Genomic DNA, 23,217 nt, shown 5'->3' with positions numbered 1-23,217 from the left:
ATTAGTTATTATTAAACTAATGTTATTAGTTTAAAAGGAGCGGGGAGTGGCTATGAAAGTAACAAAGGAAAATACTGTTTATCAATTGACATTTTTACCAGGCTTGTTTCCGGTAAATTGTTATTTGGTTGAGGAGGAAGAAGATTTAACGCTTATTGACGCAGCGCTTCCTTTCAGCGTGAAAGGCATTTTGAAAACAGCTGCGTTAATTGGCAAGCCGATTGCGCGAATTCTTCTGACCCATGCTCATGAAGACCATGTTGGTGCACTTGATGGACTAAAAAATGCTCTTCCAAATGCAAAAGTATATATTTCTAAAAGAGATGCCCGTTTACTGGCAGGGGATAAATCTTTAGATCCCGCAGAACCGAATACTCCCATCCGTGGCGGAATTCCACAAAAGTTGAAGACAACTCATGCAGATGTTCTCCTTGAAAACGGAGATCAAATAGGATCACTATTAGCGATCAGCTCTCCCGGGCACACACCCGGTTCCATGGCTTTCTCAGACACAAGAAATAACAGCCTGATTGCAGGTGATGCGTTTCAAACAAAAGGAGGAATTGCCGTTGCTGGGAAGATTCAGCCGCTTTTTCCGTTTCCGGCGATGGGCACATGGAATAAAATGGTTTCTCTCGAAAGTGCCCGTAAGCTGCTAAAATTACAGCCAACTCTGCTGGCAACAGGCCATGGCCGAATGATCGTTCATCCGGGAGAAGCAATGAAAAAAGCGATAACAGAAGCAGAAAAAAGTTTCAATTAATGTAAATCGAGATAGTGGAAAACCGGCAAACATTAAGTGTTCATAAGAAATCGAAAGGAGAAAGAAACTATGTCACCGAGAACAGGCCTTGACATGCCGACTATATTGCAGAATGCAGCAGAAATAGCGGATCAGGAAGGAATAGAGGCGGTAACACTTGCATCACTGGCAAAAAAACTGAACATACGACCACCGTCATTATATAACCATTTTGACGGATTAACAGGTCTGCGAAAACATTTAGCTATATACGGTTTAGAACGTCTTTACGAAAAATTGTCATATGCAGCCATTGGAAGATCCGGAGATGAAGCGGTCTATCAACTAGGGATCACTTATGTCGATTTTGCACGGACACATCCCGGTTTATATGAAGCAACCTTGCTGGCACCTGATCCGGCTGATCTAGAAGTTCAGAAGGCCGGACAAAAAATTGTTGATCTCGCCACGCGTGTGTTAAGTGTTTATGGCTTGAAAGATGATGCAGCTATTCATGCTGTAAGGGGGCTGCGGAGTATTCTGCATGGATTTGCTTCTTTGGAACAAAGAGGGGGCTTTGGCCTTCCAATCAGTCTGGATAAAAGCTTGAGCCTGCTGATTCAAGCCTTTCTTGCCGGAATTCATGTCATGAAGCAAAAAGGAGAGGAATAGACAAAGGGATGTGATTCGAATGGCCGTAATAAAATTATTAAATCTTGCGCTTAGATTTGTACTTGAACTATGCGCGCTGGCTGCATTGGCATATTGGGGATATCAAGCAGGGAAAGGTCCAATTTCAAAAATTGGGCTTGGTGCAAGTATTCCTCTTTTGGCAGCCTTAATTTGAGCAGCATTTGGCGCTCCCGGTTCTTCAATGGAGCTTTCTAAACCATTACGATTTATGTTGGAGTTCGTCATTTACGCTATAGCAGCTGCAGCATTATTTGCAATCGGCCATATTAAATTGGCACGTACATTCATTTTGTTAGTCATCATTAATAGCGTATTAATGTTTTTCTGGGAACAATAAACAAAAACTCGCTGCCTCCAGCGAGTTTTTTATTAATTTAAAGGTTCATTTTTCGAAACAGAAAAATGTCTTCGGATTCGTTACAGTGTATTAATGACGAGTTTTCGTAAAAAAAGCCGTTTTTTGGACATAAACCCTATTCATATTACTTCTGAATTAAATTTAAAAACTGTTTTGTCCGTTCTTCTTTCGGGTTCGCAAAAATTTCTTCCGGTTTTCCTCTTTCAATGACAACACCGCCGTCCATGAAAATGACTTCATCAGCAACCTCTTGGGCAAACCGCATTTCATGTGTAACGACTACCATTGTCATTCCTTCGTTGGCAAGGTCCTTCATAACTTTCAAAACTTCACCGACAAGTTCCGGGTCGAGAGCCGAGGTAGGTTCATCAAAAAGCATTACCTTTGGCTCCATGGCAAGTGCTCTGGCAATGCCGACGCGCTGCTGCTGGCCGCCTGAAAGCTGGTAAGGGTAAACATCCAATTTATCTCCAAGACCAACCTTTGTTAACAATTGAGCTGCTTTTTTTCTGGCAGATTCTTTCGATTGTTTTTTGACGGTGATTGGCCCTTCCATCACATTTTCCAAAGCCGTCATATGTGGAAAGAGATTATAGCTTTGAAAAACCATTCCGGTTAACCGCCTAAATGCGGCAATCATTCTTTTCGAAGCAGGCTTGGAAAAATCTATTTTCTGATTTTCAATTGTGATTGTACCTTTTGTCGGCATTTCTAAAATATTTAAACAACGAAGGAGCGTCGTTTTTCCTGAACCGGATGGACCAATAACCACTACAACTTTCCCTTTTTCAACCACAAGATCAATACCTTTTAACACTTCAAGCTTGTCGAATTGTTTGTTTAAGCCGTTTATTACAATCATTTCATAATCTCCCTCCCTAGTTACCTTGATACATAGCGGTCAAGCCGAGCTTCAATTTTTCCTTGTATTATCGAGAGGAAGAAGCAGATGACCCAATAAATAATGGCGGCTTCTGTGTAAAGAAGCAAAAATTCATAGTTCGTTGAAGCGATTTCCTGGGCTTTTCTAAACATCTCCGTTACTAGGATTAAAGATGCGAGAGATGTATCTTTCACCAAACTAATAAAAGTATTGGACAAAGGCGGTATCGAAACCCTTGAGGCCTGAGGGAGGATAATCCTCTTTAATGCTTGGGAATATGTCATCCCAATTGAATATGCCGCTTCCCATTGTCCTTTTGGAATCGATAAGATGGCGGCTCGTATGATTTCCGAAGCATAAGCTCCGACATTTAATGAAAACCCGATCACTGCAGCAGGGAAAGGATCAATTATAATCTTAATTGTCGGAAGACCATAAAAAATAATAAATAATTGAACCAACAAAGGAGTTCCTCGTATGGCAGAAACATATACTCCGGCAATCAGCTGCAGCGGTTTTATATTCGAAATACGTGCAAGAGCTGTTAGGATGGCTAAAACTAACCCAATGACAAAACTAATCAGTGTAAGCGGAACGGTATAATAAATAGCTCCCTTCAGTAGAGGCTGAAGGGAACTTTGGGCAATTTCAATCAATCTTGATGTTCTGTCCGGGTCCTCAATAATTCTATTTAAGTACATTTTCGCCAAACCATTTCTCAGAAATTTTTAAGTATGTGCCATCATTAATCATCTCTTGCAACGCTTTGTTTACTTCTTTTACTAGTGTATCGCTGCCCTTTCTGAACATTAATCCGCTCTGTGAGGCATCTTTATGTGTCGCAACAATTTTGATCGGTGCATTTGGTTTTTGCTTTTTAAAATCTAAAAAGGAGAGCTTGTCATTGATTGTAACATCGACCCGTTTGGAATTCAGCAATTCAATTGCCTGATTGAATCCTTCAACCCCTACAAGTTCGGCTCCATATGACTTGGCAAGGTCTGCATAGTTGCTGGTTAAGGACTGCGCTGACTTTAATCCTTTTATATCTTCAAATCTTTTTACTTTATTATTGTCCTGATGAACAATAAGCACAGCAGCGGATGTAATATACGGATCTGAGAAATCATATTTTTCTTGACGGTCAGGACGAATTCCGACTTGATTAGCAATCATATCAAATCGTTTTGAGTCTAATCCTGCAAACATGGCATCCCAACGAAAAAAGCTCACTTTTCCAGGTGAGCTTTTCATTGTAATGGTTCGCTTAAATAAGGGGTTAGTTTTTCCATCGTTTTTTTTAGTTTTTCAGCATTTTTCCTGTACATTTTTTTTGCCTTTTCAGAATCGGTTTCAAGAGCGAAAAGTTCGAGATCAGCCTGGGATTTTTTGATCATGGCAAGTAATAGAGGACGCGCTTGAGGGGAGGGTACGTTGATTTTGTCATCAAAAATATCAACAGTTAATTCCCCGTAAGAATCAACTTGAGCCATAAAAACATTTTCAAGAAGGACTCCCAATTTCTCTAATTCAATGTTAAGCCATCTTCGTGTTTTACCTGCAGCCGAAAGAGCGTCATCCAGTATTTGACCGTCCATAATAACCGTTTGCGGCTCTTTTTCTTGAGCAACCTGTAGATTTAAATCTTTCGGTGTAAGCGGCTGATTTTCTTTTTTCAATAGTACACTTAATTCCCCATTTGGTTCTAATAAAGCAAATTCAACATCAGCGACATTAAATACATCTTTCTGCCGAAGCAAAGCCGACATATCGTCAATCGTATATTTTTCTTTCTTTAGATTATCTTCGAGTATTTTTCCGTCTTGGATAAGAACAGTGCTTTTTCCTTCAAAAATGTCGCGAAATTTTTTGCTTTTTAATGAGATAAAATCCGCTGTAAATGTTGTGATACCAAAAGTGAGGATACCTATTATTCCATGAAACAAGCTATCTTCAAGACCCATAATGACTTCTCCGGCAATGCTTCCGATCGTAATGCCGGAGATATATTCAAAAACCGACAGTTCTGAAATTTGCTTTTTTCCGATTATTTTTGTCATTAAAAATAAGATACTTAAGAATAAGATAGACCTTATAATTATATGCAGCCACTCCGGCACTGTTTTTACCTCCCGGATCAGGAATTTTTGTATTGAGGCTCTTCAAATTCAATTTCATATTTTCGGATCTCCAAATCGTTTTTTACTTCCTGCATTACTAACATGCATTCATGAAACAACCGCTGTGCCTTTTCGTCTTGAGAATTTAACGCAAAATTTGATAATTGGGTTTCAATGCCTCGTATCGTTGCGAGCAATTGGTTAACGTTTGAAGCGATAGTCATCATTTCATCTTCCTATCTATTTCATGATTACTTAAGATCACAAATTTAAAATGAAAAGGGAGGCTGACTCATAAGGGTCTGACTCCCTCCGAAAATGACAATATATAGAGTGGTTTTATTTATGTTTCTCTAAATGATGTATTGGAGGGGTCTAACCCTTTTTTTGAGTCAGCCTCAATCTTTTACTGATTATATTGAGGCTCTTCCTGGATAATTTCCTGAAGGCGCGGTTCAATACTGTCAATGATGGATTGGGTTTGTTTTGCGGCACTTTGATACAATTGCTTTGCAGCTTTATTATCTGTACCGAGGGCAAATGTTTCAAAACTTGCTTGCGCACTTTTTAATCCTGCTATTGTTTGCTTTATTTGATTTCCAACTGTCATATAGCAACCCTACTTTCTTTGTTGATAAATTTTTGTTACACAACGTAGTATTTCATTTATTAAATTTCTTATGTATTTTTTAAAACAAAATTTCCGGCATTCAGAAAATGCGGGGAAAAAAAGAATAGAAACCGCGTTTTAAAGAAAAGTTTCATTATTTTTAAGAAAGTAATCATAATATTATTATGTTAACTAAAATCAAAATTTTAAAAGTTACTTGTATATAAAAGGATCTGACTCCCTCCAATAGGAGGGGTCTGACCCCTTAAAACAATAACTCATATACTTCATTTAACTGGCGAACCCTTTCATTGTCTTTCTCATCTTTTGCATAACGGATTTCTTGGGGAAGTATCTCATTCAGATAATTGATTTCTTTTTGGCTTAGTTTTCGAACAAAGTCCTCTTCGGAGGAATCAAGATTTTTTTCAATCTTTTCATATATCTTTTTGCATAATGAGCTTTGCTCTGTATAATTGGATACGATTTCGCGTAAATACCCCAAAGTTTTATCCATTGATCTACTCCTCAAAATAGTTCCTGAAAGCTTTTGTATCAGTTCTCGAATTATTTTTGTAATATGGATTGTCTTCTGTAGAGTCTTTTGGGTCTAAATTTGTTTTTATAACCAGCATGGGTTCTGAAGAATGTGTAACAATAATTCGGTCGTTCAAACTGTCAAAGTCCGGAAGCTTTTTGTTCCCTGGTTTGGTTGGCTCCATGTCAGCACCTCCTAAAAAATAGCATGCCAAACGGAATCAGATATTATGTATGAATGCTTTTCCATTTTTGGTGTGACAGTACTTGTTCATATAAATAAAGCCGTGTCATCTGAAAAAGTTCTTTAAATTGCCATATGAAAATTCGGAAAATTTGTATTATAATAAAGATATCCAATTCTTTCGGAGGGATCACTTTCATGATCGAGGTGAAAAACTGCAAGCATCTTTTTTCTAATAGTAATGAGAATTATGTTTTTACGACAGATGACGGAATTGAAGTATTTGTTACAGGTGCCGCTTATCAGAAATGCATGAGCTGCGGCCATGCCGAATTCCCGCTTGAAACGAAAGAACTGATTGAATCTTCGTTAAAAGAAAAACGGATCTCAAAATCCAATCAAAAATTATATATAAATTTAATAGATTTACTGTAAGCCGGGTTATCCCGGCTTTTCATTTTGGGGGCAGTTTCTTATCTCTTTAACGTGATAAAGGATGATCCCTTTAATTATTTTTTTAATATAAATAAATAAAGAGTTCTGAAAATATAAAATCCTCACTATGTTCAGGTTAAATTCTTTGTAGAACAGGCTTTTTCGTGATAGAATTAGATTGAAAACGTTTTATCCTTTGAAAAATAAAATTATTTTGTAAATTAAAATGTTACTTCATTAGGGGAAAGGATATAAAGAGGATTATAAAACGGTCAAATTTGGTTTTAAAAAACAAGTGGGGGTAATTTTGCCATGAAAAAGCCATCAACCGGTCATGACCCTGCATGGTATGGGTTCCATGGACCAAACCTTGGCTATGTTATTGATCTTTATGAAAAATATTTAGAGGATCCGGAATTAGTAGATCCGGAAATGAGAGCATATTTCGAGCAATGGGGTCCGCCAGTTTCTGCAAAAGTGGAACCGCAAACAATCTATACCGAGGAAATAAGCGCACCGCCTTCCTTGCCGGATATGGAGAAAGTGCTTTCGGCCATTCGCTTAGCCGATCGGATCCGGTCATATGGTCATTTGGCTGCAAATATTTATCCATTAAATGACCATGTACAAAATAACGAGATTGTCGATCCTGCTAATTACGGTTTAAGCGAACAAGACTTATTAACAATTCCCGCAAGCATGATCTGTCCTGATGCACCGGAAGAAATTCGAAATGGCTTTGAAGCGATTAACTATTTGAAAAAAGTTTACACTGGTTCAATTGCATTTGAATATCATCACGTAGCAAATCTTGAAGAAAAAAAATGGCTCCGCCAAAAAATTGAAACAGGAGGAATCCTCCCTGCTTTTAAAAAGGAAAAACGCATTTCAGTTTTAAAAAGACTGATTCAAGTAGAAGAATTTGAAAAATTTCTCCACCGGACGTTCGCAGGACAAAAGCGTTTTTCAATTGAAGGTCTTGATTCGATGGTTCCGCTCCTTGATGAACTAATTTCAGAAGCAGTTAAAGAAGGAGCAAAAACGATAAATATCGGTATGGCGCACCGCGGGAGATTGAATGTCCTGGCGCATGTTCTGGGGAAACCATACGAAATGATTTTCGCCGAGTTCCAGCATGCTCCGAACAAAGAATTAGTGCCATCTGAAGGCTCAATCGGGATCAACTACGGCTGGACAGGGGATGTTAAGTATCACCTTGGACTTGATCGGCAAATTAAAGAAGAAAATACCATAAAAGCTAGATTTACGCTTGCAAACAACCCGAGCCATCTTGAATTTGTCGGAGCTGTTGTTGAAGGATTTACCCGCGCAGCGCAAGAAAAACGCACGAAAAAAGGATTTCCTGAACATACTCCAACATCAGCATTGTCGATTTTAATTCACGGAGATGCTGCATTTCCCGGGCAGGGTATTGTTGCGGAGACTTTAAACCTTAGCCGATTAAAAGGTTATCAAACAGGCGGCACAATCCACATTATCGCAAATAATACGATCGGGTTTACGACTGAATCCGCTGATTCGCGTTCGACAAGATATGCCAGCGACTTAGCGAAAGGATATGAGATTCCAATATTGCATGTGAATGCAGATGATCCGGAAGCAGTTCTTGCGGCTGCTTTGCTTGCGATCGAATACCGCACGATATTCAACAAAGACATTTTAATTGATTTAATTGGATACCGGCGGTTTGGCCACAATGAAATGGACGAGCCAATGACAACCAATCCGCTGATGTATAAAAAGATTCACCATCATCCAACCGTTAAAGAATTATATGGAAAACGTTTGATTGCGGAAGGTATGATTTCTGAAGAAGACATGAAACAGTTTGCCGAGGATGTTTATGAACGCCTCCAAAAAGCTTATGAAAAAGTTCCTAAAGAAAAACTACACCATGATTTAAGAGAAACAGAACCACCGGTAACTGTCGAAAAAGATTTGCCTAAAATAAATACGGGAGTTCCATACGATCTATTAAAACAAATAAATGAAGAATTATTAAAATGGCCTGAAGACTTTAACGTCTTTGGAAAATTAGCGAAAATTTTAAAACGAAGAATTGACGCTTTCGATGAAAATGGAAAAATTGATTGGGCATTAGCCGAAACACTTGCTTTTGCATCAATCATTTCTGACGGCACACCTGTCCGGATGACAGGCCAAGATTCTGAACGGGGTACATTTGCCCATCGCCACCTTGTTCTGCATGATAGTGAAAACGGAAAAGTCTATTTGCCACTGCATCAATTGTCAACCGCAAAAGCATCCTTTTCCGTACACAATAGCCCTCTTTCTGAGGCTGCGGTTGTAGGGTTTGAATATGGCTACAATGTATTTGCACCTGAAACCCTTGTAATCTGGGAAGCGCAGTACGGTGATTTTGCGAATGCAGCCCAAGTGATGTTTGACCAATTTATTTCAGCAAGCCGGGCGAAATGGGGACAAAAATCAGGATTAGTTATGCTTCTGCCGCACGGTTATGAAGGCCAGGGACCCGAACATTCCAGCGCTCGGCTGGAACGTTTCTTGACACTGGCCGCCGAAAATAACTGGACAGTTGCCAACTTAACAACAGCTGCCCAATATTTTCATATTTTAAGAAGGCAAGCAGCCATTTTACAAAAAGAGGAAGTACGCCCGCTCGTCATTATGACACCGAAAAGTCTTTTGCGAAACCCGCTCGTTGCATCAAGCGGCAACGAACTCAGTGAAGGTGAATTTAAATCGTTGATTGAACAAAATGGTCTTGGCATGGAAACGGAAAAAGTAGAGCGGATCCTGTTATGCAGCGGAAAAATCTGCATTGATCTTGCTGAAAAATTGAAATCAGCTGAAAAAAAGGAATGGCTTCATATTATTAGGGTGGAGGAAATTTATCCGTTTCCTATTCAGCAGCTGAAAAAATTATTCGGCCGTTATCCAAACGTAAAGGAAATCATTTGGGTTCAGGAGGAACCGAAAAACATGGGCGCATGGAGCTTTGTTGAACCACTCATTAAAGAAATTGCGCCTCTCGGGGCAGAAGTTTCTTATATTGGCCGTCGTCGACGTTCAAGTCCGGCTGAGGGAGATCCATATGTCCATAAACTTGAACAAGCACGAATTATAAATGAAGCACTAACCAGGAAAGAACTAGGGGGTTTTTAAGGTGGCAGAAATCAAGGTTCCAGAATTAGCAGAATCAATAACGGAAGGTACAATCGCGCAATGGCTGAAAAGACCCGGTGATTTTGTAAATAAGGGCGAGTATATTGTAGAACTTGAAACAGACAAAGTGAACATTGAAATAATTTCTGATTATGAAGGTGTCTTGAAAGAGCTACGAGCAAAAGAAGGAGATACCGTAAAAGTCGGTGAAACAATTGCTGTTGTCGATGTGAATGAAAAAGCTTCACAACCAGCATTGCAAGAGCGGCAACAAGTAAATGAACAAGCACTAGTTGAAAAGCAGTTTGCCACTCCTGTACAGGAAAAACAGCAGGCAGAAAGCAATCCGGCAGAGCCTGAAATGCAAGAAAAGAAAGACAGGCCAATCGCTTCCCCTGCCGCCCGAAAATTGGCAAGGGAGAAAGGAATTGATTTAAGCAGTGTACCTACAATTGATCCACTTGGAAGAATAAGAAAACAAGATGTAGAATTCTTTCATTCGAACCCGGGAATAAACAGCGTTGAACAGCCGCAACCGCAAACATTTGAACAGCCGGCCACACATCATGCAGAAACCGGCAAACCGGTAGAACGGATTCGCATGTCGAGGCGCCGTCAAACAATTGCCAATCGCCTTGTCGAAGTCCAGCAAACAGCAGCCATGCTTACAACCTTTAATGAAGTTGACATGACCGCAGTTATAAACTTAAGGAAACGCCGTAAGGATAAATTTTTCGAAGAACATGATGTACGCTTAGGCTTTATGTCATTTTTTACAAAAGCGGTTGTCGCTGCTTTAAAGAAACAGCCTTATTTAAATGCTGAAATTCAAGGTGATGAAATCCTTCTTAAGAAGTATTATGACATCGGAATAGCCGTCGCGGCTCCGGAAGGATTAGTTGTACCGGTTGTAAGGGATGCAGACCGTAAAAATTTTGCGGAGATTGAATCTGATATTCTGGAACTAGCTGAAAAAGCAAGAACAAACAAATTGACATTAAAAGATCTTCAAGGCGGAACATTTACAATTACAAACGGCGGCGTGTTTGGATCATTGCTGTCTACACCAATTTTGAATGGTCCGCAAGTTGGAATTTTAGGAATGCATAAAATACAGCTCCGTCCGGTAGCAATTGATGAGGAACGCATTGAGAACCGTCCAATGATGTACATTGCATTATCATATGACCATCGCATTGTGGACGGAAAAGAAGCTGTTACGTTCCTTGCTAAAGTAAAAGAACTGATCGAGGATCCGGAATCACTTCTATTAGAAGGGTAATAAAAACCAAAATAAATTAGAGCGGTTCAGCAAATGCTAACCGCTCTGAATTTTTTCATCGTTGTTTCTTAAAAGGGTTTAATCCGCGTCTTTTAATTTCATCTTTTAAAATCTTTGCCCATTCCTTATCCTTATCCGACTTCAGTGCATCACGATACGAGACAATCAACAATTCATTACTCATAATTTTCATTTTGCATTCCTCCTCGGAAAGTGAATGGATATTAATAATATTCAATTATTAATTTATTGTAAACGTTTTTTAAGGTTTTGAAAACCCATTTTCAAAATATTTTAAAAAATTAATTTCCTTTGTAAAAAAGATTATTTATTAGAATTTACAAGAAGCAATTATAATGAAAGTAATGATAAAGGAATTTGGAGGGATCAAAATGAAACTTGAACTTGACCACGTTGTTCATTTTCTTAACAGGCATCCGCTGGAAGCTGTAAAGCTATTAAAAAATCATGGATATCATGCCGTGATGGGCGGTCGACATGAACATTGGGGCACACATAACAGCCTTTTTTATAACGGATTGTCATATGTAGAATTTCTGGCGATAGAAGATCGGCAAAAAGCGAACGAAGCGGATAATCCCCTTGTTCAACAGCTAATAAATGACATCGGGAAAGGTGAAGGGGTGGGGCAAATTTGTCTGCGGACAGATAATATTTCTGTTTTACAATCCACGATTAGAAAAAGAGGCTTTAATACTTCCGATATTTTTGATGGCAGCCGTAAGAGGGAGGATGGATCAGTTATTCGTTGGAAAATGCTTTTTATACTTGAGAAAACTTTTATGCCATTTCCTTTTTTCATTGAATGGGAGCAAACAGATGAAGAACGGTTACATGATTTAAAAAAACTGCGAATGATAACTGAGGATCAGGAAAATCGTTCCATTAAATCCGTAACCTACACTGTACATAATGCTGAAAAAGCAGCGAAAGAATGGTCAAAACTTTTTGATGTTCCGATACTTGATATTACAGATTCAGAAGATAAAACTGCAAGTGTCCAAGTCGGAGAATTAGAAGTTGTTTTTGTACAGCCTGCAACTAAAGAAAGCGATCTCTATAAAGTTTTGCACCAACGCGGAGAAAGACCTTTTTTAGTAACATTCGAACCAAAACTTCAAAAACAGGGTTTTGAGCTGTTTGGAACCCGATATCAGTAAGGAGGTTTTTTCTATGTTGAAAAAATTTTCGATTCGTACAAATAAACGCGATGAATTTTATGAGGTCACGGCTGAAGTGGAAAAAGCAGTAAAAGAATTCGGAATCAAGGAAGGTGTGGCAATCGTCTATTGCCCTCATACTACGGCCGGTATTACCATTAATGAAAATGCGGACCCGGATGTAAAACGCGACATGATTCGCCGGTTTGATGAAATTTACCCTTGGCACCATTCTTTGGACCGGCATATGGAAGGAAACACTGCAGCCCATATGAAAGCCAGTACAGTCGGTACTTCCCAGCAGATCATAATTTCAAACGGAAAGCTGTTATTAGGAATATGGCAAGGAATTTATTTTTGTGAATTTGATGGGCCGCGTACACGAACATTTTATGTGAAAATTTTACGCTCAGAATAAAGGGGCTGACCCCACAATTAGTTTTTCAGATCTGGAACCGGCTTACAAAAGGGCGGGGACATGCTTACATGCAAGCATATTTTTTATAAATCAATCTGGCACTATTGCGATATTCCAATCCCTTTCATTATACTTAGAAGAAGATATTCATTGAAGGAGTGGCAAAAATGATACATCAAACATGGCAAGACAGAGATACAGTGAAAAAAATAAAATGTGTTCATACCGATGCGAAAAAATACATTGTTAACCGTGTCTTAACACCTGGAAAAGTTTACGAAGTTAAAAATGAAACCGAAGAATTTTATTTTATCATCGATAATTCAGGAAAAGTTGGCGGCTATTATAAAGACTATTTTGTCGACGCATAACAACTTCTAAAAGGGGCTGACTCATGATGGTATGATTCCCTCCGGCAATAACAATACATAGAGTAGATTTTTCGGAATTGGTCTCTATGATGTATTGGAGGGGTCTGACCTTTTTACATATGAGTCAGCCTTTCTTTTGGCACCGCCGATGAGACCATAATACTTCTCAGACTTCAAAGAAAAATTAGAGATAAAATCTAGTTATGTATATAAGAAGGTGGTTTATTGTCATATGTAACGGTCGGTCTTGGAGGAATCATTGGAAGTCTGCTTCGATACTTCCTTTCCGTTGCTGCTTTATCACTATGGGGAAAAGGTTTTCCTATCGGTACATTGCTTGCTAATTTATTAGGTGCATTCGCACTTGGGTGGCTGACTAAAAATATGTATGTAGCCCGTAAACTTCCTCCGTACATTGTAAGCGGTATCGGAACAGGAATCATCGGTTCATTTACAACATTTTCAACATTTAGTTTAGAAACCATACAGCTTGTTGAGCAAAACAGCATGTTTCTCGCATTAATATATGTAATCGCAAGTTTTATTGGGGGCCTTTTTTTTGCATGGCTGGGGTCTTTCATCGCTCAAAAAGCAACATATACGGAGATAGAAAGTTTATGAAGAATATTTTACTTGTTGCTCTCGGCGGTTTTTTTGGGGCAGTATCCCGATACGTCATTTCAAGGAAATGGAATGGCCATAAATCCAAAATTCCCTTTGGAACATTAACAGTTAATTTGCTCGGCTCGTTTTTGCTTGGTATTCTCATAGGAAAAAATATTGGGGGAGCCGTATACGCACTTTTTGGAATTGGATTTATGGGAGCTTTTACGACCTTTTCAACACTGAAATCAGAAATACTTCAGCTATTTGAACAAAAAGAAACCATCAAAGCCGTTTTTTATTTAGCAATTACATACATTGGCGGCATAACAGCCGGCTTTCTTGGTTTACTATTAGGAAGATTGTGAGCATAAAATAGAAGCCTGTTAGAACGAACTCTAACAGGCTTGATTTGTTTCAATCAATTGGATTGTTCATGACGCTTTTCAGTTGAATACAATTTTCTGGCAACGATCGTCTGAAGGATTAAAAACAGTCCTCCGACTGTCCAGTAAAGCGGCAATGCTGCAGGAGCTTTTATTGAGACAAATACAATCATAATCGGAGAAAGTAATCCGAAAAATTTCATTTGATTCTGCTGGTCAGCAGGCAGATTCGATTGGGAAACTTTGAACTGCAAATAATAGACGATTCCTGCTGCAGCGGTAATAAATAGATCAGGATGTCCAAGATTAAACCACAAAAATGAATGGGTTGCAATCTCTTCAGAACTTCGAATCGCATAATAAAACCCAAGTAAAATCGGCATTTGAATAATAGCGGGGAGGCAACCTACCGATAGTGGATTAACTCCGTGTTTTCGATATAAGCTAAACATCTCTTGCTGCAATTTTTGTTGTTCCTCAGGTTTCTTTGCGCTTTTTAATTTCTTTTGAATTTCATCCAACTCCGGTTTTAGCAATTCCATTTTTTCTTTCATTGCCAACTGGCTTTTATATTGTTTTAACAGGAAGGGCATTAAAATTAATCGAATGAAAATTGTAATTACAATAATTGACAATCCGAAATTACCCCCGAAAAGGCCTGCAACATAATGAATGGCCTGAGCGAAAGGTTCAACAAACATCGTATGAAAAAATCCTTTATCGTTTGCTCCGGAAGCCTGGCAAGCAGTAAGCAATCCAGTACTGATGAATAAGATAATAAGCGATAGCAATATACGGTTATTTTTCATTTTATTTCCTCCTATTTTTTTATTAATAAGAGAAAATAAAATGATCACCTTCATCATCGGCAGATTCTTTCTTTCGAATATATTTTACAATCCACGTTAAAAGTAAATTTGTAATTATCCGGCTTTTAGCTATATAGGATGTGATGCATGTTTGTGATTTGATGTCTATGCGGTCAATAATAGAATCAATAGGAACATCAACGGACAAAAAGAAAAAATATTGAATCGAAAGACCCAGAAAAACACTAATATAAAAAGTCGTAAGCTGAGAAACGTCCGAGATGTTAAATAATAATTCTAACAACAAATTTCACCTCTATTTAAAAAGCCGATGATATGAGTATATTCACTCAAATAATATAAATCAATGGCATCCTATTTCCATGTACACAAGAAATACGTATAAACATAAAGAAAGTTTCCTATAAAAGAAATGATCTATAAAAATATTTTTCCTCATAACAAACAAAAAAGAGCATTCGCAAAGAATGCTCTATTAAATGGAATTAAGCCGATTTTATTGTAGTTGTATTTGATGTTAACAATAAGTTGGCAGATATGAGCCTGTTTCTGACTAAGATTCCAATCCATGATGCAAGGATAGCTTTGATTATTCCTACAATTATAAAAGGAGTAAATCCAAGTGTGAAGGCTTTTGTCCAAGAAAGTTCCGCAGCGACTTTCAGCCATGCAGTTCCGATTGATAACGTGATCAGCATACCGATTATATTTGCAATTACGGCGTTTTTTATCGTAAAGGATGTTTTTTCAAGAAACCATCCAATAAAGAAAGTAGTAGGAATAAAGCTAAATAAATAGCCTCCAGTCGGACCGACAAGAACTGAGACACCGGCTTTCATCTCAGCATATACAGGTACCCCTGCTGCACCGATGATTACATATAAAATAACTGCAAGCGTTCCGTATCTTGCTCCTAGAATTGTTGCGGCAAGGCCGATTGCCAGTGTTTGTCCGGTGATCGGAACGTACGGAAGCGGAATCGTAATCTGTGCCATTACCCCGATAATCGCCGCAAATAAAGCCGTAATTATCATCATTCTTAGTCTTCGCTGTTGATTGTTCATTCGTTTCTCCCCTTTATGTAAACAAATAAACCGATTTGGTTTACAATAATACTTTAATATTAGCCAATTAACTTTGTCAATACATGACTTTACAATTTATTAAAAAAGGGGCTGCCCCCTTCAATACAACATATAGACAAACGCTAAAAAAGCAGTCTATCTATTGCCATACTAGGAGGGAGTCAGACCCTTATGAATCAGCCCCTAAAGTAAAGAAGACATTTAACGTATTTTAAGAAATTCTATTTTTGGTCAGTATTTGATATGCTGTATTAATTTGTTCATCACTTGGAGGATCAATATTTTTTAATGGATATTCATACCCGAGGGCTTCCCATTTATAAACACCCAGTTTATGGTAGGGGAGAATTTCAACTTTTTCGACATTTGTTAATTCTCCGATAAAATCACCGAGACGATTTAAGTCATTATGGTCATCGGTTATTCCGGGAACGAGAACGTGCCGAATCCATATCGGAATTTTTTGTTCGGAAAGAAAACGAGCAAACTCCAATATATGATCATTTGTCATCCCGGTAAGCTTAAGATGTTTTTTTCTGTCGATTTGTTTAAGATCCAATAATATGAGATCTGTATACTGCAATAACTCTTTAAGCTGTGATTGAAAGAGAGGTGCAGAAGAAAAACATCCTCCAGAAGAGTCAATGGCCGTATGAATGCCGAGTTTTTTGCATTCTTTAAAAAGCTCAAGAAGGAAGGGGATCTGAAGGAGCGGCTCTCCGCCGCTAACGGTAATTCCTCCACCTGCTGATTCAATAAAAGGCAAATATGACTTTAAATCTTCAACAATTTCGAATACAGACATTTGTTTCCCTGAACCGATCTCCCACGTATCAGCGTTATGACAGTACTGGCAGCGGAGAAGGCAACCTTGTGTAAATACGACATAGCGAACTCCCGGACCGTCAACTGTTCCAAATGTTTCAATAGAATGAATATTTCCGTACATGATGAAGAACTCCTTTTATAATAAAGAAGGCGGACTTCCCCGAGGGGAGGGGGGAAGGGCCTTACAAAAATTAGTTACATTGTTTCGTGGAAGGTACGGTTTATAACATCTAATTGCTGTTCACGAGTTAGTTTAATAAAGTTGACTGCATATCCGGAAACACGTATCGTTAATTGCGGATACAATTCCGGATGTTCCATCGCATCCAGCAAAGTTTCACGGTTAAAGACGTTAACGTTTAGATGGTGGCCTTCCTTCATTGCATATCCGTCTAATATTGCTACAAGGTTGTTAACGCGGCTTTCATCGTCTTTTCCCAATGCTTTTGGAACGATTGAGAAAGTATTTGAAATACCATCCATTGCATAACTGAATGGCAGTTTAGCCACTGAAGAGAGAGACGCAAGCGTTCCTTTTGTATCGCGACCGTGCATTGGGTTCGCTCCGGGAGCAAATGGTTCTCCGGCACGGCGCCCATCAGGAGTGTTGCCGGTTTTCTTTCCATATACCACGTTAGAAGTAATGGTTAATATCGACAGGGAATGGACTGAATCGCGGTATGTTTTATGCTTGCGAAGCTTTTTCATGAACCGCTTCACGATATCAACGGCGATGCTGTCAACACGGTCATCATTGTTTCCGTATTTAGGGAAATCACCTTCAATTTCAAAATCGACAGCTAGACCGTTTTCATCGCGAATAACTCTTACATTGGCATGTTTAATGGCACTTAACGAATCAGCAACAACACTTAAGCCGGCAAGTCCAGTCGCCATCGTGCGCAAAATCTTAGTATCATGCAGGGCCATTTCAATTCGTTCATAGCAATATTTGTCATGCATATAGTGGATGATATTCAGAGTATTGATATACAATTCTGCGAGCCATTCCATCATATTATCAAATTTTTCCATGACTTCATCATAGTCTAGAACATTAGACATGATCGGTGTGTACTTAGGACCAACCTGAATTTTAAGCTTTTCATCTTTACCGCCGTTAATGGCGTAGAGCAGGGCTTTTGCAAGATTTGCACGCGCTCCGAAAAATTGCATTTGCTTACCGATTTTCATTGGTGATACGCAGCAAGCGATTCCATAGTCATCACCGTATTCAGGCCTCATAATATCATCATTTTCATACTGGATGGAGCTTGTTTTAATCGACATTTTCGCACAATACTTTTTGAATTCTTCCGGAAGCTGTGTAGACCATAATACCGTTAAGTTTGGCTCCGGAGCAGGACCTAGGTTATCAAGGGTATGCAGGAATCGGAATGAATTTTTTGTGACAAGTGCGCGTCCGTCTAATGCCATGCCGCCGATCGCTTCAGTAACCCATGTAGGGTCGCCGCTAAATAATTCATTATATTCCGGAGTTCGGGCAAATTTTACAAGCCGAAGCTTCATGACAAAATGGTCGACCAACTCCTGAGCTTCTTTTTCAGTAATAATGCCTTTCTCTAAATCTCTTTCAATATAAATATCTAAGAAAGTTGATACGCGGCCGAGGCTCATGGCAGCGCCGTTTTGTTCCTTGATTGCTGCCAAGTAAGCAAAGTACAGCCATTGAAACGCTTCGGATGCATTTGAAGCAGGCTTTGAAATGTCATATCCGTAACTTTCAGCAAGCTTCTTTAATTCTTCCAGCGCTCTGATCTGCTCAGAAATCTCTTCACGTAGACGAATATTGTCTTCAGTCATAATACGGCTTGTTTGTTTTAAATCTTTTTTCTTCTCACTGATCAGGAAGTCAACTCCATAAAGGGGAACACGGCGATAGTCTCCGATAATCCGTCCGCGACCGTATGCATCCGGAAGACCGGTAATGATTCCGGCTTTGCGGGCAAGCTTCATTTCATCTGTATAAGCATCATAGACTCCTTGGTTATGAGTCTTCCGATATTCTGTAAAAATTTTCACAATTTCTTCGTTTACCTTGAATCCATACGCTTCACAAGACTGTACGGCCATGCGGATTCCGCCGAACGGCTGCAGTGACCGCTTGAAAGGTTTGTCAGTTTGAAAGCCAACAACTTTTTCTAAATCCTTATTCAAATACCCGGGTCCGTGTGAGGTAATCGTAGAGACGATTTCAGTGTCCATATCAAGGACACCGCCATTATCCCGTTCTTGTTTCGATAAATCCATAACTTGCTTCCATAATTTTGTTGTAGCTTCAGTCGGACCTTCAAGGAAACTGTCAGAACCGTTATACTGTTTAAAGTTTTTTAAAATAAAGTCACGAACATTTACTTCAGTTTGCCAAGTTCCGCCAGTAAAACCTTCCCACTGTTTCATGATTTTCACCTCTCAAAATATATAACAGATTTTACATTTTTATTATAACAGATAACATGTGATCATTTTTATATAAATTGTGAAATATTGAGCATAAATGGTTAATTTTTTGTGAACACCTTGTTTTAAAAGGTTTATCTTTAGGGTGTATAGGTGTATAAATGATCAATAAAGTTTTTAAAATCAAATAAAACCTGATATTTTCAAAACTGTATTATAATTAATTAGCGATGATGAGAATCTGTTATATAAAAATCTATTCTATTAACACCATTTATTACCGGTTTCATCGTGTAGAATAGTTTGGTTAAATAAAACTATGAAAACATTAAAATCTCTATCAGTATCTTTATTGTTGTCTGTCGCTCTAGTCTTTGGAATAAGCAGCAATGCCGAAGCTGCGACTATACATACGGTTCAGCACGGTGACACAATGTGGAAAATTGCGGTTCGCTATCATGTTGGCGTTTCTGAAATTATTCAGGCAAACCCGCAAATTTCAAATCCGAACTTCATCTATCCAGGACAAAAAATTACTATTCCATGTTTGGATGAAGTTAAAAGCTATGAAAACCAAGTTGTCCAGCTTGTGAATCAGGAGAGGGCAAAATACGGTTTAAAACCGTTAAAAACAAACTGGGAACTTGCGAGAGTAGCAAGATATAAATCCCAAGACATGATCAATCGAAATTATTTTGACCATACTTCTCCAACATACGGAAGCCCGTTCCAAATGATGAAAAATTTCGGAATTACATACCGTACAGCCGGTGAAAATATTGCTGCCGGACAACGGACTCCTAAGGATGTAGTAACAGCCTGGATGAACAGTGACGGCCATCGAAAAAATATTTTATCAAGCAGTTTTACTGAAATTGGTGTAGGTTATGCAAAAGGAGGGGCATACGGTCATTACTGGACGCAAATGTTCATCGGGAGATAATAAGGGCAAAAAGCACTGGAATTGACGATATCCAGTGCTTACCATTGTTATTAATCTACTACAATGTATGCAATCATCGGGCCATTACGATCTTTGTTAGGATGCGTTAGGCAAATAAGCCTGTATATTCCTTCTTTTTTAAATTGCAGTGGTACTGTCGTTTCCTCACCTTGTTTAACAACGCCTTTTATGTCAGTTCCTTCGATAATATATGGATGTTCTTTTCCGTTTACACCTAAAATAGTAAGGCGGACTTTTTCCCCTTTGTTAACAAACACAGTACTTGGATCCCAGCGATATGCCTCAATTTCTTTCCCATCTCTTGTTTTTGCTGAAAATTCACCGGTAACCATATGAATCTCTCTTATTTGTTCGTCTTGATTCTGCTCCCGGCTGGTAACAGGAACCGAGCCAGATGTTCCAAAAAACCAAACACCGGCGGCCGCAAGCGTAATTATAAATAAAAGAAAAATCATCATAGTCCCTTTCTTAAGCACTATAAATCGCAATTTTTTCACCTCCAATCACTTGTCCATTACAATCATATGCAGGTAAGGGTTTAATACTTGTCTGTTTTTATTTATTATTTGATTTCAATCTTCACCAACCTAATATTTAAAAATACCAATTTGGATAAGGAAAACTTTATCATACTTTGATAGTCATTCTGTTGAATGATTGCTAAAATGAAATTTAAAGAGTTGTTTCTGCATATAGCGAAGCTGTCCCAAATAAAGGCACAGCTGCTTTTTTGTTGTTTGACTTTTCAACTTGAAGGAAGTGATGGCGGTGTCTAAACCTTTCGTTTATCTATTATTGAATGTGATTATGATGATCTGGGGATTAAACGTGATTGCCCTCAAAATTTTAGTCGAACATTTTTCTCCGGTGACGTTAACGTCGTTTCGGATATTTACTGCAGGAATCGTAGTGATTCTGACTTTATTATTCATCGGTCAGCTGCGGAAATTAACTTGGAAGGACATTATGTATATTTGTTCGGCAGCTTTATTTGGCGTCGTTGCACACCACCTTTTTCTTGCAGTCGGATTAACAAAAACGACAGCCTCTAACGCCGGATTAATTTTAGCTCTTGTTCCGTTAGTGACATCGGTGTTTGCGGTCGTCTTTTTAGGTCATCGGTTTACGGTGTTCAGATTTGTCGGGATATTGCTCGGATTTACCGGCGTGATGTTTGTCGTGTTAAACGGCAAAAGCGGAATTCACCTTGTGTCGATCGGTGATTTTTATATATTCTTGGCCGTATTAACTCAAGGAATTAGTTTTATTATTATTAAAAAAGCAACACAAACGCTGGATACGAGAATGATGACAGGATGGATGTTGTTGTTCGGGTCATTGCTGTTATTTTTCATTAGTTTGTGGATGGAACCGAACGGATTATTAAGCATGGCAAACGGTACGACACCCATATGGATGATCTTCCTTGCGTCAGCTGTACTTGCTACTGCACTTGGTCATATGATTTACAACAAAGCAATTCAACAAATTGGTGCAGCAGAATCGGCAATTTTCATTAACTTAAATCCGCTATTTTCACTACTCGGGGCTTATTTATTTTTAGGAGAATCTATTTCTCTTTCTCAAATTATGGGGTTTATTTTGATCGTGATCGGTGTCATTTTAGGAAGCGGTATGCTGGATGAAAGCGGGGTATTTTCTCGACGTTCAAAAGTTCTGGGGAAATAATGTATCTCGCATTACCCGAATGACTACCCGGTGTTCTTTGACTGTTGCTTCAAAATTTTAATTCCATTTGTTTATCGAAAAGTTACCCGTATAGCCTTAAAGAAAAAAGCAGTCTATCCGATGTTAAGAATAGTAGTGTCTTTTTTTGCCTGATTCATAGAATAAACGTTTCGTTCGTTGACATAGATAGAGGGGGAAAAACGGTGAGAGATCCAGTGAAAAAGCTCATCGTCGGTTCCACGTTTGCTTCGGCGCTTTTCATGCTGCCATCGATAAGTGATGCAGCCTTGGGAGACTCGGAGTTAAAACTCGGGATGAAAAACGATGATGTGAAACAGCTTCAACAATTATTAAAAAATAAAGGATATTTTACATACCATACAGCTACAGGCTATTATGGGTCCATCACGGAAAAAGCTGTGAAAATCTTTCAATCTTCTGTTGGATTGCCTCAAACAGGTGTGTTTGACCGGAAAACGTATGAAAGATTAACGGGGGTTCCACACAAGGCAATAGCTGCCCAGCCAAGTGCCAACAGTACATTAAAAATCGGTGCCCGCGGTAAAGAAGTCGGCCAATTGCAGTCACAATTGAAGTCGCTAGGATATTTCACTTATCCGTCCATCACCCAATACTTTGGAACAATTACGGCCGACGCGGTTCGAAAATTCCAACAAAATTATGGGTTGACGGCCGATGGGATCGCAGATTCCAAAACACTGATCAAGCTGAAAAAAGTACTGAACCAAAAAGGAAAATCTACACCAATTAATAATAAAACTGAACCGACGCAGGCCGAGATGCGTTTAACGATCGGTTCAACCGGTGAAGAAGTTAAAAAAGTTCAAACGAAGTTGAAAGAGCTTGGATATTTTACATACCCCACTATTACGGGATATTTTGGCATGGCCACCTATGACGCAGTGAAAGAGTACCAAATCGCCAATAAACTTTCGGCAACAGGTACGGTCGATTTCACAACTTATACGCGATTGATGCAGGCAAAACCTTCCCGGAAGGAAAAACAATTTAACGTGATTAATTTAATCGGAGATGCGGCTGAACTGCTTGGAACACGCTACCAATGGGGAGGAACGACACCAGAAAAAGGATTTGACTGCAGCGGATTTCTTGTTTATGTATTTGAAAAACAAGGTGTTTCTTTACCGCGTACAGTCGCATTAATTTGGAACGCCGGAAAACAAGTGGACAAGCCTTCAGTCGGCGACCTTGTCTTTTTCGAAACTTACCGACCGGGAGCGTCTCATGTTGGGATTTATATAGGAAACAATCAATTCATCCATTGCGGAAGTTCTACAGGAGTTACCATCAGCAATTTGACAAGCAAATATTGGAGCGAACGTTATCTCGGGGCGAAGAGATATTATTGATACTCCTGTGCCTTTCCTAGTTGGAATTTTTCCAAACC

At 38.9% G+C, this 23,217-nt stretch carries 27 protein-coding genes and 2 pseudogenes; 14 read left to right on the top strand and 15 right to left on the bottom strand.

What is annotated here, in order from left to right; genetic code table 11:
- Positions 1-52: 52 nt before the first annotated feature.
- From C0966_RS06175 to C0966_RS06165, 3 genes and pseudogenes are all read left to right on the top strand, one after another.
- On the top strand, positions 53-763 hold the full coding sequence (locus tag C0966_RS06175; protein WP_274854332.1) for an MBL fold metallo-hydrolase: 711 nt from the start codon (positions 53-55) through the stop codon (positions 761-763).
- A gap of 69 nt (positions 764-832) precedes the next feature.
- Positions 833-1,414, top strand: coding sequence for a TetR/AcrR family transcriptional regulator (locus C0966_RS06170; protein WP_274854330.1), 582 nt, complete (start codon positions 833-835; stop codon positions 1,412-1,414).
- 19 nt (positions 1,415-1,433) lie between these two features.
- Positions 1,434-1,772 (top strand): annotated as a pseudogene (locus C0966_RS06165) (YrdB family protein).
- Positions 1,773-1,917: 145 nt separating this feature from the next.
- Here C0966_RS06165 and C0966_RS06160 read toward each other — a convergent pair.
- The 8 genes and pseudogenes from C0966_RS06160 to C0966_RS06125 form a co-directional block, all read right to left on the bottom strand.
- Positions 1,918-2,655 (bottom strand): amino acid ABC transporter ATP-binding protein, encoded by a 738-nt coding sequence (locus tag C0966_RS06160; protein WP_274854329.1) that lies wholly within the window; start codon positions 2,653-2,655, stop codon positions 1,918-1,920.
- A gap of 20 nt (positions 2,656-2,675) precedes the next feature.
- Entirely contained in the window at positions 2,676-3,377 is a 702-nt protein-coding gene (locus C0966_RS06155) for an amino acid ABC transporter permease (protein WP_274854328.1), read from the bottom strand.
- Positions 3,364-3,897, bottom strand: a pseudogene (locus C0966_RS06150) (transporter substrate-binding domain-containing protein); the annotation flags it as partial. The pseudogene C0966_RS06150 and the gene C0966_RS06155, both read right to left, overlap by 14 nt.
- Positions 3,898-3,926: 29 nt before the next feature.
- Positions 3,927-4,796, bottom strand: a complete 870-nt coding sequence (locus C0966_RS06145; RefSeq protein WP_274854326.1) for a DUF421 domain-containing protein — start codon at positions 4,794-4,796, stop codon at positions 3,927-3,929.
- 17 nt (positions 4,797-4,813) lie between these two features.
- Complete coding sequence (locus C0966_RS06140) at positions 4,814-5,020, bottom strand: DUF1657 domain-containing protein (protein ID WP_274854325.1); 207 nt, start codon at positions 5,018-5,020, stop codon at positions 4,814-4,816.
- A 182-nt stretch (positions 5,021-5,202) separates the two neighbouring features.
- Positions 5,203-5,406, bottom strand: coding sequence for a DUF1657 domain-containing protein (locus tag C0966_RS06135; RefSeq protein WP_274854324.1), 204 nt, complete (start codon positions 5,404-5,406; stop codon positions 5,203-5,205).
- 265 nt (positions 5,407-5,671) lie between these two features.
- The gene (locus C0966_RS06130; RefSeq protein WP_274854323.1) at positions 5,672-5,923 is read right to left on the bottom strand and encodes a sigma-G-dependent sporulation-specific acid-soluble spore protein CsgA; all 252 of its coding nucleotides are present in this window, start codon (positions 5,921-5,923) and stop codon (positions 5,672-5,674) included.
- A 4-nt stretch (positions 5,924-5,927) separates the two neighbouring features.
- On the bottom strand, positions 5,928-6,128 hold the full coding sequence (locus C0966_RS06125; protein ID WP_274854322.1) for a hypothetical protein: 201 nt from the start codon (positions 6,126-6,128) through the stop codon (positions 5,928-5,930).
- Between the two features lie 197 nt (positions 6,129-6,325).
- On the opposite strand from C0966_RS06125, the gene C0966_RS06120 reads away from it, so the two are divergent.
- The 3 genes from C0966_RS06120 to odhB all read left to right on the top strand — a co-directional run bounded on the left by C0966_RS06120 (position 6,326) and on the right by odhB (position 11,012).
- Positions 6,326-6,562 carry a hypothetical protein gene (locus C0966_RS06120; RefSeq protein ID WP_274854321.1) on the top strand — a complete coding sequence of 79 codons (237 nt, stop codon included), beginning with the start codon at positions 6,326-6,328 and terminating at the stop codon, positions 6,560-6,562.
- Positions 6,563-6,874: 312 nt separating this feature from the next.
- A complete protein-coding gene (locus C0966_RS06115) occupies positions 6,875-9,730 on the top strand; it encodes a 2-oxoglutarate dehydrogenase E1 component (protein WP_274854320.1) in 2,856 nt (951 codons plus the stop codon).
- A gap of 1 nt (position 9,731) precedes the next feature.
- Positions 9,732-11,012, top strand: coding sequence for a 2-oxoglutarate dehydrogenase complex dihydrolipoyllysine-residue succinyltransferase (gene odhB / locus C0966_RS06110; RefSeq protein WP_274854319.1), 1,281 nt, complete (start codon positions 9,732-9,734; stop codon positions 11,010-11,012).
- A 55-nt stretch (positions 11,013-11,067) separates the two neighbouring features.
- On the opposite strand, the gene sda is transcribed toward odhB, so the two are convergent.
- Positions 11,068-11,205, bottom strand: coding sequence for a sporulation histidine kinase inhibitor Sda (gene sda, locus C0966_RS06105; RefSeq protein ID WP_274854318.1), 138 nt, complete (start codon positions 11,203-11,205; stop codon positions 11,068-11,070).
- Positions 11,206-11,404: 199 nt separating this feature from the next.
- Here sda and C0966_RS06100 point away from each other — a divergent pair, with 199 nt between their 5' ends.
- From C0966_RS06100 to crcB (C0966_RS06080), 5 genes are all read left to right on the top strand, one after another.
- Positions 11,405-12,193, top strand: coding sequence for a VOC family protein (locus C0966_RS06100; protein WP_274854317.1), 789 nt, complete (start codon positions 11,405-11,407; stop codon positions 12,191-12,193).
- A gap of 13 nt (positions 12,194-12,206) precedes the next feature.
- Positions 12,207-12,611, top strand: a complete 405-nt coding sequence (locus C0966_RS06095; protein ID WP_274854316.1) for a secondary thiamine-phosphate synthase enzyme YjbQ — start codon at positions 12,207-12,209, stop codon at positions 12,609-12,611.
- A 167-nt stretch (positions 12,612-12,778) separates the two neighbouring features.
- Positions 12,779-12,982 (top strand): DUF6501 family protein, encoded by a 204-nt coding sequence (locus tag C0966_RS06090; RefSeq protein WP_274854315.1) that lies wholly within the window; start codon positions 12,779-12,781, stop codon positions 12,980-12,982.
- A gap of 225 nt (positions 12,983-13,207) precedes the next feature.
- The gene (crcB, locus tag C0966_RS06085; RefSeq protein WP_274854314.1) at positions 13,208-13,603 is read left to right on the top strand and encodes a fluoride efflux transporter CrcB; all 396 of its coding nucleotides are present in this window, start codon (positions 13,208-13,210) and stop codon (positions 13,601-13,603) included.
- Positions 13,600-13,953, top strand: a complete 354-nt coding sequence (gene crcB, locus C0966_RS06080; RefSeq protein ID WP_274854313.1) for a fluoride efflux transporter CrcB — start codon at positions 13,600-13,602, stop codon at positions 13,951-13,953. Before crcB (C0966_RS06085) ends, crcB (C0966_RS06080) begins: the two co-directional genes overlap by 4 nt.
- Positions 13,954-14,006: 53 nt before the next feature.
- Here the strand turns inward: crcB (C0966_RS06080) and yidC are convergent, their stop codons facing one another.
- The 5 genes from yidC to pflB form a co-directional block, all read right to left on the bottom strand.
- Complete coding sequence (gene yidC, locus C0966_RS06075; protein WP_274854312.1) at positions 14,007-14,780, bottom strand: membrane protein insertase YidC; 774 nt, start codon at positions 14,778-14,780, stop codon at positions 14,007-14,009.
- Positions 14,781-14,802: 22 nt separating this feature from the next.
- Positions 14,803-15,084, bottom strand: a complete 282-nt coding sequence (locus C0966_RS06070; RefSeq protein WP_274854311.1) for a hypothetical protein — start codon at positions 15,082-15,084, stop codon at positions 14,803-14,805.
- 202 nt (positions 15,085-15,286) lie between these two features.
- Complete coding sequence (locus C0966_RS06065) at positions 15,287-15,865, bottom strand: biotin transporter BioY (protein ID WP_274854310.1); 579 nt, start codon at positions 15,863-15,865, stop codon at positions 15,287-15,289.
- A 232-nt stretch (positions 15,866-16,097) separates the two neighbouring features.
- Complete coding sequence (gene pflA, locus C0966_RS06060) at positions 16,098-16,835, bottom strand: pyruvate formate-lyase-activating protein (protein WP_274854309.1); 738 nt, start codon at positions 16,833-16,835, stop codon at positions 16,098-16,100.
- 74 nt (positions 16,836-16,909) lie between these two features.
- The gene (pflB, locus tag C0966_RS06055) at positions 16,910-19,135 is read right to left on the bottom strand and encodes a formate C-acetyltransferase (RefSeq protein ID WP_274854308.1); all 2,226 of its coding nucleotides are present in this window, start codon (positions 19,133-19,135) and stop codon (positions 16,910-16,912) included.
- Positions 19,136-19,454: 319 nt separating this feature from the next.
- Here pflB and safA point away from each other — a divergent pair, with 319 nt between their 5' ends.
- Positions 19,455-20,078 (top strand): SafA/ExsA family spore coat assembly protein, encoded by a 624-nt coding sequence (safA, locus tag C0966_RS06050; protein ID WP_274854307.1) that lies wholly within the window; start codon positions 19,455-19,457, stop codon positions 20,076-20,078.
- Between the two features lie 50 nt (positions 20,079-20,128).
- Here safA and C0966_RS06045 read toward each other — a convergent pair whose 3' ends face one another.
- On the bottom strand, positions 20,129-20,587 hold the full coding sequence (locus C0966_RS06045) for a cupredoxin domain-containing protein (RefSeq protein WP_274854306.1): 459 nt from the start codon (positions 20,585-20,587) through the stop codon (positions 20,129-20,131).
- Positions 20,588-20,867: 280 nt separating this feature from the next.
- Here C0966_RS06045 and C0966_RS06040 point away from each other — a divergent pair, with 280 nt between their 5' ends.
- Complete coding sequence (locus C0966_RS06040; RefSeq protein ID WP_274854305.1) at positions 20,868-21,788, top strand: DMT family transporter; 921 nt, start codon at positions 20,868-20,870, stop codon at positions 21,786-21,788.
- Between the two features lie 203 nt (positions 21,789-21,991).
- Positions 21,992-23,179, top strand: coding sequence for a peptidoglycan-binding protein (locus C0966_RS06035; protein WP_274854304.1), 1,188 nt, complete (start codon positions 21,992-21,994; stop codon positions 23,177-23,179).
- The last annotated feature ends 38 nt before the right edge of the window (positions 23,180-23,217 follow it).

Source organism: Bacillus methanolicus (assembly GCF_028888695.1).
GTDB classification, from domain to species: Bacteria; Bacillota; Bacilli; order Bacillales; family Cytobacillaceae; genus Bacillus_Z; species Bacillus_Z methanolicus_B.
This window is presented reverse-complemented; position numbering and strand designations above follow the sequence as displayed.

Bases quoted from the DNA above. Each gene is read 5' to 3' on its own strand.
- C0966_RS06140 (WP_274854325.1), bottom strand. From the start codon at position 5,020: ATGACTATCGCTTCAAACGTTAACCAATTGCTCGCAACGATACGAGGC.
- sda (WP_274854318.1), bottom strand. From the start codon at position 11,205: ATGAAAATTATGAGTAATGAATTGTTGATTGTCTCGTATCGTGATGCA.
- C0966_RS06090 (WP_274854315.1), top strand. From the start codon at position 12,779: ATGATACATCAAACATGGCAAGACAGAGATACAGTGAAAAAAATAAAA.
- C0966_RS06130 (WP_274854323.1), bottom strand. From the start codon at position 5,923: ATGGATAAAACTTTGGGGTATTTACGCGAAATCGTATCCAATTATACA.
- C0966_RS06120 (WP_274854321.1), top strand. From the start codon at position 6,326: ATGATCGAGGTGAAAAACTGCAAGCATCTTTTTTCTAATAGTAATGAG.
- C0966_RS06095 (WP_274854316.1), top strand. From the start codon at position 12,207: ATGTTGAAAAAATTTTCGATTCGTACAAATAAACGCGATGAATTTTAT.
- C0966_RS06155 (WP_274854328.1), bottom strand. From the start codon at position 3,377: ATGTACTTAAATAGAATTATTGAGGACCCGGACAGAACATCAAGATTG.
- C0966_RS06100 (WP_274854317.1), top strand. From the start codon at position 11,405: ATGAAACTTGAACTTGACCACGTTGTTCATTTTCTTAACAGGCATCCG.
- C0966_RS06065 (WP_274854310.1), bottom strand. From the start codon at position 15,865: ATGAACAATCAACAGCGAAGACTAAGAATGATGATAATTACGGCTTTA.
- pflB (WP_274854308.1), bottom strand. From the start codon at position 19,135: ATGAAACAGTGGGAAGGTTTTACTGGCGGAACTTGGCAAACTGAAGTA.
- C0966_RS06170 (WP_274854330.1), top strand. From the start codon at position 833: ATGTCACCGAGAACAGGCCTTGACATGCCGACTATATTGCAGAATGCA.
- C0966_RS06135 (WP_274854324.1), bottom strand. From the start codon at position 5,406: ATGACAGTTGGAAATCAAATAAAGCAAACAATAGCAGGATTAAAAAGT.
- pflA (WP_274854309.1), bottom strand. From the start codon at position 16,835: ATGTACGGAAATATTCATTCTATTGAAACATTTGGAACAGTTGACGGT.
- C0966_RS06115 (WP_274854320.1), top strand. From the start codon at position 6,875: ATGAAAAAGCCATCAACCGGTCATGACCCTGCATGGTATGGGTTCCAT.
- C0966_RS06160 (WP_274854329.1), bottom strand. From the start codon at position 2,655: ATGATTGTAATAAACGGCTTAAACAAACAATTCGACAAGCTTGAAGTG.
- safA (WP_274854307.1), top strand. From the start codon at position 19,455: ATGAAAACATTAAAATCTCTATCAGTATCTTTATTGTTGTCTGTCGCT.
- C0966_RS06125 (WP_274854322.1), bottom strand. From the start codon at position 6,128: ATGGAGCCAACCAAACCAGGGAACAAAAAGCTTCCGGACTTTGACAGT.
- C0966_RS06175 (WP_274854332.1), top strand. From the start codon at position 53: ATGAAAGTAACAAAGGAAAATACTGTTTATCAATTGACATTTTTACCA.
- crcB (WP_274854313.1), top strand. From the start codon at position 13,600: ATGAAGAATATTTTACTTGTTGCTCTCGGCGGTTTTTTTGGGGCAGTA.
- yidC (WP_274854312.1), bottom strand. From the start codon at position 14,780: ATGAAAAATAACCGTATATTGCTATCGCTTATTATCTTATTCATCAGT.